Origin of the sequence: Chloracidobacterium thermophilum B (assembly GCF_000226295.1) — a bacterium.
Lineage (GTDB): Bacteria > Acidobacteriota > Blastocatellia > Chloracidobacteriales > Chloracidobacteriaceae > Chloracidobacterium > Chloracidobacterium thermophilum.
Window position 1 is genome coordinate 791,811 of record NC_016024.1, and the last position, 11,429, is coordinate 803,239.

The 11,429-nt window shown below is 62.2% G+C and carries 10 protein-coding genes; 5 read left to right on the forward strand and 5 right to left on the reverse strand.

The features are described from left to right. Nucleotides 1–19 precede the first annotated feature (19 nt). Nucleotides 20–1,288, reverse strand: a complete 1,269-nt coding sequence (gene kynU / locus CABTHER_RS03355) for a kynureninase (protein ID WP_014099171.1) — start codon at nt 1,286–1,288, stop codon at nt 20–22. Nucleotides 1,289–1,388: 100 nt separating this feature from the next. Between kynU and prmC the strand changes: the two genes are divergently transcribed. From prmC to CABTHER_RS03375, 4 genes are all read left to right on the forward strand, one after another. Then, nucleotides 1,389–2,300 carry a peptide chain release factor N(5)-glutamine methyltransferase gene (gene prmC, locus CABTHER_RS03360; protein ID WP_014099172.1) on the forward strand — a complete coding sequence of 304 codons (912 nt, stop codon included), beginning with the start codon at nt 1,389–1,391 and terminating at the stop codon, nt 2,298–2,300. An 18-nt stretch (nt 2,301–2,318) separates the two neighbouring features. Continuing rightward, nucleotides 2,319–2,666 (forward strand): hypothetical protein, encoded by a 348-nt coding sequence (locus CABTHER_RS03365; protein WP_014099173.1) that lies wholly within the window; start codon nt 2,319–2,321, stop codon nt 2,664–2,666. 83 nt (nt 2,667–2,749) lie between these two features. After that, nucleotides 2,750–3,181 carry a hypothetical protein gene (locus CABTHER_RS03370; protein ID WP_014099174.1) on the forward strand — a complete coding sequence of 144 codons (432 nt, stop codon included), beginning with the start codon at nt 2,750–2,752 and terminating at the stop codon, nt 3,179–3,181. 83 nt (nt 3,182–3,264) lie between these two features. Further along, nucleotides 3,265–3,516, forward strand: a complete 252-nt coding sequence (locus tag CABTHER_RS03375; RefSeq protein ID WP_014099175.1) for a hypothetical protein — start codon at nt 3,265–3,267, stop codon at nt 3,514–3,516. Nucleotides 3,517–3,593: 77 nt separating this feature from the next. Here CABTHER_RS03375 and CABTHER_RS03380 read toward each other — a convergent pair whose 3' ends face one another. The 4 genes from CABTHER_RS03380 to CABTHER_RS15405 all read right to left on the reverse strand — a co-directional run bounded on the left by CABTHER_RS03380 (nt 3,594) and on the right by CABTHER_RS15405 (nt 9,857). Further along, nucleotides 3,594–5,186, reverse strand: a complete 1,593-nt coding sequence (locus CABTHER_RS03380; protein ID WP_228374065.1) for a glycosyltransferase family 39 protein — start codon at nt 5,184–5,186, stop codon at nt 3,594–3,596. A gap of 6 nt (nt 5,187–5,192) precedes the next feature. After that, nucleotides 5,193–6,305, reverse strand: a complete 1,113-nt coding sequence (locus CABTHER_RS03385; protein ID WP_041569060.1) for a radical SAM protein — start codon at nt 6,303–6,305, stop codon at nt 5,193–5,195. 138 nt (nt 6,306–6,443) lie between these two features. Beyond that, nucleotides 6,444–7,742 (reverse strand): DUF1501 domain-containing protein, encoded by a 1,299-nt coding sequence (locus CABTHER_RS03390; protein WP_014099178.1) that lies wholly within the window; start codon nt 7,740–7,742, stop codon nt 6,444–6,446. Between the two features lie 21 nt (nt 7,743–7,763). Next, entirely contained in the window at nt 7,764–9,857 is a 2,094-nt protein-coding gene (locus CABTHER_RS15405) for a DUF1800 domain-containing protein (RefSeq protein WP_212770304.1), read from the reverse strand. A gap of 231 nt (nt 9,858–10,088) precedes the next feature. On the opposite strand from CABTHER_RS15405, the gene CABTHER_RS03400 reads away from it, so the two are divergent. Next, a complete protein-coding gene (locus CABTHER_RS03400) occupies nt 10,089–11,429 on the forward strand; it encodes an inositol-3-phosphate synthase (RefSeq protein WP_014099180.1) in 1,341 nt (446 codons plus the stop codon).

An 11,429-nucleotide genomic window follows, 5' to 3' on the forward strand; every position in this document is an offset into this window, starting at 1 on the left:
ACTTCTGTGGCAGGACGGGTCAGGTTCGGGTAAAGCGTGCACGCCAGACCTGGGCAAGCTGCCACACGTCATGAAAGCTGGTGTACAGTGGCGCAACGGCCATCCGCAGGATGTCCGGTTCGCGGACGTCCACAATCATGCCTTGTTCCTGAAACCACGCTGCCAGCGGGCGTGCTTCCGGTACACGCCAGGAAAGCTGTCCGCCACGGGCAGCCGGATCGCGTGGGGTGATGAGCTGAAGGGGAAGCCCATCCAGCAGCGCCAGCGCGTAGGCCGTCAGCCGGACCGCTTTCGCCCGCAATCGCGCCATCCGGGCGCGGTGAAACAGGTCGAGGGAAGCGCGCAGGGCCGCCAGCGACAGAATCGGCAGGTTGCTGAGTTGCCAGCCGGCTGCACCGGCGGCCAGTTCGTAGGTGTCAGGCATCAGGAAGCGGGTGTCGGCGCGGTGTCCCCACCAGCCGACAAAACGCGGCAGGTCAAAACGTTGGGCATGGCGCGCATGAACGAAATAGCCCCCGACGGCGCCGGGGCCGGCGTTGACGTATTTGTAGTGGCACCACACGGCACAATCCACGTCCCAGTCGTGCAGCGCCAGGGGAACGTTGCCAATGGCATGCGCGGCATCTATGCACACGACACAGCCCTTGGCCCGGGCCTGGGCAACAAGTGGCGCCAGCTCGAAAAACTGTCCTGTGGCATAGTTGACTGCCCCCAGCAGCAGGAGCGCCACCTGGTCGCCTTCGCGCTCCAACTGCTCCAGCATGTCTTCAGTGCGCAACAGGTCTTCGCCCGGACGGGGACGCATTTCCACTACGGCTTCACGCGGGTCAAAACCGTGAAAAGCCGCCTGGCTGAGCGCGGCATACCGGTCGGACGGAAAGGCGCGCGCTTCCATCAGGATTTTGAAGCGTTCCCGCGTCGGGCGGTAAAACGAGGCCAGCAGCAGATGCAGGTTGACCGTCAGACCATTGGCCAGCGCGACTTCATCAGGCTGTGCACCGACCAGTTCCGCCACCAGCGGACGGAGATCGGCGTCATAGTCGGCCCACGGGTGCGGCGGGGTGAAATGCCCGGCGACGCCCAGCGACGCCCACCGGTCAAGTTCCGTCAGGACGGCCTGCCGCGCAGCCACCGGTTGCAGCCCCAGCGAGTGACCGCAGAAGTAAAGCTGCAGCTTGCCCGTTGCTGGATTGACCGGAAAGTGAAAGTGCGTGCGAAAGTCGGCGAGTTCATCGGCGCGGTCGAGTTCCCGCGCAAAGGTTTCATCGGGACGAAAATTGAGAAACATAGAGTGTTCCGTCGGTTGACCCACAGGGTGGCAGGGTGTGGCCGCTGTCCGGCGGGTGTCACATTTCGCACCGGCGACGTACCGGGCGGGTGCAGGGCCTATGTCAACGACATTTGGTGAACTCGTCAAGGAAGGCGCTCGCCTCCTGGCGGACGGTGGGGTGGATGAGCCTTACCGCACAGCCGGCCGCCTGGTGCGGGAGCTGCTGAACGTGGATGCTGTTACGCTTGCGGCCCATCCAGAGCGTGCGGTTTCCGACGCAGACGCCGAGCTGGTACGCCGTGCCTTCCGCCGGCGGGCTGACGGCGAGCCGCTTCAGTACATCACGGGCTGGCAGAACTTCTACGGACGCGACTTTCAGGTAACGCGCGATGTGCTGATCCCACGCCCGGAAACCGAACTGCTGGTGGAGGTGAGCCTGGAGCACATCCGCACCCGTCCGCAGCCGGTGTGGCGGCTGCTGGATTTGGGGACCGGTTCGGGCTGTCTGGCCGTGACCCTGGCGGCGGAAATCCCGACGGCGCAGGTCGTGGCCGTGGATATTTCGCCGGCGGCACTGGCTGTGGCTGCCGCCAATGCCCAGCGCCATGGTGTTGCGGAGCGCGTCCGGTTGGTCGAGAGCCACTGGCTGGACGCCGTGCCCACTACGCCGCCGTTTGATCTCGTGGTGTCGAATCCACCCTACGTGGCGCAAACGGACTGGCCAGCGCTCCAGCGGGAAGTTCGTGACCACGAGCCGTACGTGGCCCTGGTTGGCGGAGAGCAGGGAACCGAAGTCTATGCCCACCTTCTGGCCGCCCTGCCGCCCTATCTGGTGGCCGGCGGGAAGTTTGCCTGTGAGGTTGGGTTTGAGCAGGCGGCACGGGTTTGTGCCGTGGGCGAAGCTGCCGGCTGGTGGGTGGAGCGCGTCATCCACGACCTGCAAGGTATCGCGCGCACCGTGGTCTTTACGTTTCCGCAGGTTTTCAGCGACAATCACCGGACTTGGCCCGGCCAGGGAAATGAAGGCTGAACCCGGAGGTGCGCTGTCATGGAAACCAAGCCGACGATTGAAACCGTTCTTGAACGTCTCTCCGCCATGGAGTCCCGAAGCGCTGCCAGGGAGTCCCAAATCATAAGCCGTCTCGAAGCACTCGAAACGCAGGTGTCGGGGTTTGGGGTGCGTCTCGAAGCCCTTGAAGCCCGGGTGTCGGGAGTTGAATCGCGTCTTGATGGCTTGGAAACACAGTTGAAGGAAGGCTTTCAGAAGGTCAACGACGGACTGGAGATAATGAAGTACAAGCTGGAAATCATGACGCAGGACATTATGGATGTGCGCGCTGCCATGCGAAAACTTGATCGCCGCATACCAGGAGGGCTTGAACCCTCAGTTGCCTGAACCGCCCCACTGTCAGCCGCCACCGTTACATGGGTGGGAACGGTGAACAGGGAAATCAAATCTGAACCTGGAGGTGTGCTGCCATGGAAACCAAGCCGACGATTGAAACCATTCTTGAACGTCTCTCCGCCATGGAGTCCCGAAGCGCTGCCAGGGAGTCCCAAATCATAAGCCGTCTCGAAGCACTCGAAACCCAGGTGTCGTCGTTTGGGGGGCGTCTCGAAGCACTCGAAACCCAGGTGTCGTCGTTTGGGGGGCGTCTCGAAGCACTTGAAACCCAGGTATCGTCTTTTGGGGGGCGTCTCGAAACACTCGAAACCCAGGTGTCGTCGTTTGGGGGGCGTCTCGATGCCCTGGAAACACAGGTGACGGAAGGCTTTCAGAAGGTCAACAAAACACTGGAGCACATGAAGCACAAGGTGGAAATCATGACGCAGGACATTATGGACATGCGCGCCAGCCTGCGTGCACTTGATCAACGCATACCCAGAGCGATTGAACCCTCAGTCGCCTGAGCCACCTTGCCGTCAGCCACCACCGTTACGTGGGTGGGAACGGTGAACAAGGAAATAAAATCTGAACCCGGAGGTGCGCTCTCATGGAAACCAAGCCGACAATTGAAACTGTCCTTGAACGTCTCTCCGCCATGGAGTCCCGAATCACAAGCCGTCTCGATGCTTTGGAAGCACAGGTGACGGAAGGCTTCCAGAAGGTCGCTGCCGAACTCAAGCTCATGAACCGCAAGCTGGAAATCATGACGCAGGACATCATGGACATGCGCGCCCGGGTACGCGATGTTGAACACCGTATGGATGATGTCGAAAACGAAGTCCGGGCGAAGGCCAGCTAGACTCGTGACTGTCCTGCAGGAACGCCACAAACCGGGCCGGGTCACTTGTATGGAATCCGGCAGCAAGAGTCAGCGCATCAGCGCAGCACTTCAATAACACGCACCTTCGGATAGGCGCTTGGGAAATCCACCCGGCGCACAATGTGAAAGCCCGGCACGTCCGGCGCGTCAAACTTCTCTGAACGATAATCGAGAATGACCCACGCACGCCGTACTCCTTCTTCCCGCATCAGGCGTTCAAGCTGATTGTGCCCCACAGGTTCACCGGTCGGTGTCATCTGCGCCGGGTAGGTCATCCCTTCCAGTCCATAACGCGGCGCGTAGTAAGCCAGGCAGACATCCATGGCGTCGGGATCAATGACCACCCGCTCTCCGGGCCGGGACTCGCGGCGGATGAACTCCAGCGCCGGACGCAGATCGCTGTCCCGCGCTGTCGTGCCGTAGTGAATCCGCGTACCCTGCCAGAACAGCGTCCCGACACACAGGCCAATCAATGCCAGACGCCACCCGGCAGCACGTATCTGATACAGCCCGACGGCCGTGAAAAACCAGAAAGCGGGCGTCGTGAAAATCAGGTAGCGGGCCATCTCCATGCTGCCCTTCCGCAGCGACAACCCACTGGCAAGCAGCAGGGGCAGAACCAGAAACAGCACCGGCAGGGCCGCCCGTATGTCCGCGCGCGCCAGCTTCAGGTTGTGCCACAACCCGATGCCCATCAGAGCTGTCAGAAACAGGATGAAGACAATGTTGAACGTCAGCGGTTGCCAGAAAAAGCTTCCCGGCAGGTTCACGTGTTCCACGATGAGCCGCGTGAACCAGTCCCGGATGTGATCGAGATAGACGGCATAGCCCAACGTGGTTTCCTGGAAGTAGCCCACAACCTGCCAGCCGGCGTCAGCCAGCGTGAGCGGTTTGCGCCAGGTTTGACCGCGCTGCATCTGCGCTACGATGACTTCAACCCACGGGGCATACAGCAGCGCCATGACGCCCTGGGCGATAAACCAGCGCCGCGTCTGACGGCGGGTGGCCGCGCGCGTCGGGCCAAAGGCCGTCAGCACGAAGTGTGCGTTGACCGCAAGGACAGCCAGCACGGCAAAGTAGTGGCAGTACATCGCCGCCAGCGCCGCCCACAGGTACACCGCCAGCCCGCGCTCCACACCGCTTTCACGCCACATGGCGTAGCCGCGCAGTGCCACCAGCACCAGCGCCATGACCAGCGGGTACATCCGGGCTTCCTGGGCAAAGAATATCTGGTGCGCGGAAACGGCCATCAGCAGCGTGGTGGCCAGCGCCACCGGGCCGCTGTAGCGGGGCGCGATCAGGCGGAAAACAGACACCAGCGCGGCCAGGCTGGCGACAACGGAAAGCGACCGGACGGCCGCTGCACTGTCGCCAAAGAGGTTCATCCAGATTTTCAGCAGGATGTAAAACAGCGGCGGATGCACGTCCGCGGCGGCACACCGGGCAATCCCGGTCAGCGGCCGGCGGGCGACATCAAGGGAATACAGCTCATCGAGCCAGAGGTTCTGCTGCCCGATGTGCCAGCCGCGCAGCACGAGCGCCAGCGGCAGCACTCCACACCAGAACAACCAGCCAGACCAGTCCCGCACCGTTGTGGAAGGGTTTGCGTCGGCAGATGAACCGGCAGGGGAAGTGACCAGCGCCGTCACAGCGACTCAGACGAAATTCGGGTTGTTGTTCGGATGGCGCAGCGTCCAGAGCACCTTGTTGATGGGATGACACCGGCAAATCGGCTGGCATTCATCCACGTTGATGGACGCCATGACCTGCTTGCGCCGTTCGCCTTCCCAGATTTCCCTGAAGCTCTGGGTGCTGAGATCGCCCAGACAGAATTCCTCCTGCCCACGGGTCTGGGAGCAGTAATACACCTTCTTGTTGGCCTCGATGACCGGAAAAAACGTGGCATAGCACTTCCGGTAGGCGCTGCGTTCGAGGTCGGGCGCAAGGACGCCTGCAAACTGATCTTCCTTGACGAAGACGCGGAACGTCTCCGTCTCGTACATCTGCCGGGCGGCGCGCGCGCGATACAGGGCGTCGAGATAAAAATCGCGGTCGTAAAACTCGCTCGAGGACTTGGGATGCAAAATGACCGGCTTGATCTGGAAGTAGTCAATGCCGGTTTCCCTGACGCGCCGCGTGGCTTCCTCAACTTCGGCAAGGTTGGTCGGTTCGACGGAAATTTGCGCGCCAATCTGAACTTTTGACCCCTGGCGGCGCTTCTCTTCAGCCAGGTTTGCCAGATTGCCCAGCACCTTCTCGAAATCGTTGACCTTGTGAATCTTCTCACGGGTTTCGGGTGTGCCGGCGTTGAGCGAAATGCGAATCCAGGTGCAGTGCCGGGCCACAACCCGGGCCTTTTCGGGCGTCAGCAGACCACCATGCGTGATGATGGCCGAGTCCACGCCCTTGTGCGCCGTGTATTCGACAAACTCCATGAGGTTCGGATTGACGAACGGCTCGCCGCTGCCCGAAAAAATCATGCTTTTCGTGCCCAGCGTGACCAGCTCGTCGAGCAGCGTCCGGTAGAAGGACAGCGGCATGATGCTCGCATCCGGGTTCGCCTTTTTGGACTTGTCATCGCCCTTGTGCGAGCCAAAGTACCCCCCGTGCATGCACCACGTGCAGAAGTGGTTGCAGATGGTTGAAGGGCTGAGTTCCATCGTAATCGGATAGACGTTCTTGCCCTGCCACCAGTCGTACATCACATCCATGTGCGTGAAGAGCTTGAGCGGGGAAAACACATCTGTCTTGAGATCGGGCTGGTGCATGGTCAGTTGCGTTCCTTGCCGTGAGGAAAAACTTTCGGAAACAAACAAAAGATGCGTACGAATCCGTACGCATCTTTCGGAGAAGTCGGTGTGGCGTCAAGCCGTTGGCGTGTGAGGCTGCCGTAGTGGTTGCCGCCGTCAGCCCCGGCGGGCGAGAACGCCGATGAACTTGGCCGGCTGAAGGGTGTAGCCGGGGAAGACCGGCTGCGCCTGTGCAAGCCCCAGATGCCGCACAACCACTTCGGCCAGCACGGTGCGAAAGTCCGTGGTCACGGGAAGATCGCGCCCGTCGGCAAGATTGGCCGGCGCCAGTTTCGGTACGTCTCCGTAAACCTGCCCGCCGTGCACGGTGCCGCCGACCACAAACATGCACGAAGCCCGTCCGTGGTCGGTGCCACCGGCGCCGTTCTGGCGCACGGTACGCCCGAACTCGGTCATCGTCAGCACGAGGGTGTTGCGCATCTGCTCTGCGCCCAAGTCCTGTACGAAAGCAGCAATGGCGCTGCCAAAATCGCGCAGCAGACGGTTGAGTTGCCCGGCGGGTTGTCCGGGAGCGCCCTGGTTGGCATGCGTGTCCCAGCCCCCGCAGTCTGTAAAGGCGACTTCGAGGCCGACATTGGCCTTGATGAGTTGCGCAATCTGGCGCAGTGACCGGCCGAGCGGTGAGTTCGGGTAGGTTGCGCCATGTTCGGGCTGGAAACGCGACGGGTTGGCGCGCTTGAGAAACCGGATGGCTTCAAGGGTGTCCTGCCCGGTATGGCGCAGCGCATCGGCCGCAGCCTGGGCGTACATCTCCTCGAAACCGGATGTCACTTTGCCGGTAGCGCCTCCGGCGCGCAGCTCGAAGGCTTGCAGGTCATCGAGGGCAATGACGTCGGCTTTCCCCTGCAGGGTGCGTGGCGTCAGTTGGGTGAAGGACACCGCCCGAAAGGGCGATGCCTTCTGAAGCGGCGCCGCCTGCAGGTAGCGGTTGAGCCAGCCATCAGGCGTGCCTTTGCGGCCCGGCGTGGCCGATTCCATGTAGTCCTGCGCGTCGAAGTGCGAGCGGGTGCTGTCAGGCGAGCCGACGCCGTGGACAACGGCCAGCCTCCCGGACTGAAACAGGGGCAGCAGCGGGGCCAGATGGGGACTGAGACCAAACCGCCCATCCAGGTCGAGGGCCGCCGCCGGGTCGCCTGGTTTGGGTGGGGCTACGGCCAGAAGCGGGCGCGACTGGCGGTAATGCTCATCGCCATAGGGCGCGACGGCGCTCAAACCGTCCATTGCGCCGCGCTGGAAGATGACTACCAGCCGTTGGCGCGGTTGGGCAACCTGGGCTTCGGCTGCACGGGCATACCGCTGAAACAGATACCCGAAAGCGGATGGCGTCAGCGCCAAAGCCCCCAATCCGCTTGCGCCAAAGCGGACGAACTGCCGACGGGAAATGTGGTGCGACATAGGCTTGCCCTCCTTTGGAAACTAGCGGCGCTGGAACTCCGGTGAACCCAGAATGAGGCCGGTCAGTTGTGCGGTGAGGGGAAGTGGCGCATCGGCCTGCGCGAGGGCTTCAAGCGCCAGATCATAGCGGCGCATCGCCGGGTTCACGCCCGGTGCAAAGGCCTTTCCGGGCGTGCGCCGCGGCCGGGGCATGGCCGCCATCGTGCCTGCATCATCGGCCTGCGCAGCTTCACCTTCTTCCAAGTCCGGTTCGTTGTCCGGTGTGGTCGGTGTGCGGACTTTGAGGCGGGTGCGGTCGCCCACGATGTCTTCAAGCGCCCGGTACGTCGTTTCGGAGACACTGCCGCCAACATAGCGGGCCAGAAGGGTCTCGATGAGTGCCTTGCTGTCCGCACCGGAAGCCGTAGGTGGGAGCTTGACGCCGGGCAGGTTGCCGCTGGCGAGCACCAGGGCAAAGTTGAGGCGGTTGAGCAGGGCCCCGGTGTTGACCCAGGCTTCGGCGACATCCTTGTAGCCCGTCGGCGGCTGGCAGCCGTAAAGCGGCATGCCCATCCGTGCCAGCGCCCCGGTCAACACTTGGGCATCTGTGATTTCGGCTCCGGCGGCGCGCAGCGTGCTGGCGACGAATTCCAGCGGCGTCTTGACCTTCGCCTGGTAAACCGCCGGATCGAAGAACTCCGGCGACTCAAAAATGGTTTGCAGGCAGGCGCGGATGTCGCCCTGCGTCCGCTCAAACGTAGCGGCCACCCTGGCGACAAGTCCGGCCGGCGGCTCATCGGCGACAAACCGGCGGCACAGTTTCGTGGCGATGAACCTGGCGGTTGAAGGATGCCGCGCCAGCAGCGTCAGCACCATGTCGCCGTCCCGTTTGCCGCCGCCGGCTGGAATTTTGACGCCCAGCACAACCTTTTCACCCTGATCGTGCGCCCAGTCGCGGTAAATGAACGAGCCGGGCGGCACATCGGCTGCGCCGGGCATGCCAGGGCGGGCAAAACGGTCACGGCGCTGCCCGCCAAAGGGCTGGTGGATGCTCCAGCCTGTAAAGCACCGGGCCACTTCCTGAACGTCCTTCTGGGTGTAGCCGCCGTCCACGCCGAGCGTATGCAGTTCCAGCAGTTCGCGGGCGTAGTTTTCGTTGATGCCGGGCTGTCGCCGTTGTGCCGCACCCGGGTTGGGGGGAGTTGCCGGTTTGGAGCCAGCTTGCGCTGGCGGCGGGAAAGGTCTCTGCATGCCACCACGGTTGAAGATGCCGCCCGGCCCAAGTCTTCCCCGGCCGAAGCCTCCCCGGCCTAATGGCCACTGTCCCGGTTGCCCGTTGCCGGGACGCACGCCGCCAAGGGGACGCCGTTCCCGGCCGGGCAGCTTCAAATCCGGCGTGACCGACTGCCAGTTGTCCAGGTAGAACAGCATTGCCGGGCTGTGGGCCGTGGCGCGCAGCAGGTCTTCAAACCGCCCCAGGGCATGGGGGCGGATGGCATCGCGTTCGTATTCGCTGAGGAAGACGCGCACAAGGTTCTTGCCGGCAAAAACGTTGAAGTGATTGAACCAGAAATCCGTCATGACCTCCTGCAACTGCCGTTCGCTATAGACAGCACGCAGCAGTTTGGCCTGCTGGAGGTCGCTGACCATCCGGCGCGGGTTGCGTTTTTCGTCCCCGAAGACTTCGCGGTAGCGTTCCATCATCTGGCGACGTTCCTCCGGCGGCAGCTTGGCGAGGGCTTCTCCGGGGTTTTCAGGGAGGTTGCCGCCCTGACGGCGGAGAACTTCCTGTCGCATCTGACGCGCCTCGGCTTCCAGCCGGACCAGCTCGGCCGTCGGTGTTTCCAGCATCGGCAGGCGCTTCAGCCGGGCTTCCACGGCGCTGTCGTCAATCGTTTCGGGATGAAGCTGCTGGGCAATGTACTGCCGCAGCCCCAGACGGCGGACGCGCTCAACATCGCCGGGCCGTGGGCCGTAGCCCAGACGGTTGAGAACGTGGAGCATCCGTTGGTCTTCAGTCAGCGCCAGGGAGCGGGTGGTTTCGGTTGACCGGGGCGCGGCCGACAGGGGCATCAGCGGCGACAGGAGCAGCATACCGGCCAGAGGCAGACTCAAAGCACGGGAGAAGCAGGGCATGATCGTCATCCGTCCTTGCCTGGAAAATTCGTCTGGAAAATTCTGGAAGCCAGTGGCGTCCACCACGGGCAACCTCGCTGTGCTATGAGTCCGGTCGGCCCGGTAAAGTTTGGCAAATTGCTTCTCTCCGGGGCGCGACTTGCACGTGCCGATTGTTCATGCCTAGCCGGTCTGTGGTAGTTACGCATCTTTGCGCGCAAGGCGCAGGTATTCCTTTCCGCGAGGCTTTCCATGACTGAAAAGAACAAGACTTCCATACCCAGCCCGGCTCCGATTGCCGAACCGACGGGCAAGCTGGGGGTGCTGCTGGTTGGGTTGGGTGCGGTCAGCACAACGTTCATTGCCGGCGTCGAAGCCGTCCGTCGGGGCAAGGCGCTGCCGATTGGCTCACTGACCCAGATGGCCTGCATCCGGCTGGGCAAGCGCACCGAAAATCGCAACCCACGCATCAGGGATTTTGTCCCGCTGGCGACCCTCGATGATCTTGTCTTTGGCGCCTGGGACATCTTTCCCGACTCGGCCTACGAGGCGGCACTGCATGCCGGGGTTCTGGAACGTTCGCTCATTGAAGACCTCAAGCCGTTTCTTTCCAAAATCAAGCCCATGCCGGCCGCTTTTGACCGCAGCTACGTCAAGCGGCTGGACGGGCGGAATGTCAAGCCAGCAGCCAACAAGTACGAACTGGCCGAACAGCTCATCGCCGACATCGAGAACTTCAGAAAAAAGCACCACTGCACGCGCCTGGTCATGATCTGGTGCGCTTCGACCGAGGTCTATCTGGAGCCAGCGCCGAAGCACCACGGCACGCTCAAAGCCTTCGAGGCGGCAATGAAAGCCAACCATAAGAGCATTGCGCCTTCGATGCTCTATGCCTACGCCGCGCTCAAATGCGGCGTCCCCTTTGCCAACGGCGCTCCGAATCTGACCGTGGACATCCCGGCGCTCATTGAACTGGCGCAGATGAACAACGTGCCCATCTGTGGCAAGGATTTCAAAACCGGGCAGACGTTTATGAAAACGCTCATTGCGCCGGGGCTGAAATCCCGCATGCTGGGGCTGCAAGGCTGGTATTCCACCAACATCCTGGGCAACCGCGATGGGGAGGTCCTCGACGATCCGGAGTCTTTCAGGACGAAGGAAGAATCGAAGCTGTCCGTGCTGGAATACATCCTGCAACCGGAGCTGTACCCGGAGCTGTACCGGGATTTTTCGCACGTCGTACGCATCAACTACTACCCGCCACGTGGCGACAACAAGGAAGGCTGGGACAACATTGACATCGTGGGCTGGCTTGGCTACCCGATGCAGATCAAGATCAACTTCCTGTGCCGGGATTCGATTCTGGCCGCCCCCCTGGTGCTGGATTTGGCGCTGTTCCTGGATTTGGCCCAGCGCGCCGGCATGCGCGGGATTCAGGAATGGCTGAGCTTCTACTTCAAAAGCCCGATGGTCGCGCCGCAGCTTTATCCCGAACACGACATCTTCATTCAACTGATGAAGCTGAAAAACACGCTGCGCCACCTGCGCGGGGAAGACCTCATCACCCACCTGGGGCTTGAGTATTACGACTGA

Bases quoted from the DNA above. Each gene is read 5' to 3' on its own strand.
- kynU (WP_014099171.1), bottom strand. From the start codon at position 1,288: ATGTTTCTCAATTTTCGTCCCGATGAAACCTTTGCGCGGGAACTCGAC.
- prmC (WP_014099172.1), top strand. From the start codon at position 1,389: ATGTCAACGACATTTGGTGAACTCGTCAAGGAAGGCGCTCGCCTCCTG.
- CABTHER_RS03365 (WP_014099173.1), top strand. From the start codon at position 2,319: ATGGAAACCAAGCCGACGATTGAAACCGTTCTTGAACGTCTCTCCGCC.
- CABTHER_RS03370 (WP_014099174.1), top strand. From the start codon at position 2,750: ATGGAAACCAAGCCGACGATTGAAACCATTCTTGAACGTCTCTCCGCC.
- CABTHER_RS03375 (WP_014099175.1), top strand. From the start codon at position 3,265: ATGGAAACCAAGCCGACAATTGAAACTGTCCTTGAACGTCTCTCCGCC.
- CABTHER_RS03385 (WP_041569060.1), bottom strand. From the start codon at position 6,305: ATGCACCAGCCCGATCTCAAGACAGATGTGTTTTCCCCGCTCAAGCTC.
- CABTHER_RS03390 (WP_014099178.1), bottom strand. From the start codon at position 7,742: ATGTCGCACCACATTTCCCGTCGGCAGTTCGTCCGCTTTGGCGCAAGC.
- CABTHER_RS15405 (WP_212770304.1), bottom strand. From the start codon at position 9,857: ATGCCCTGCTTCTCCCGTGCTTTGAGTCTGCCTCTGGCCGGTATGCTG.
- CABTHER_RS03400 (WP_014099180.1), top strand. From the start codon at position 10,089: ATGACTGAAAAGAACAAGACTTCCATACCCAGCCCGGCTCCGATTGCC.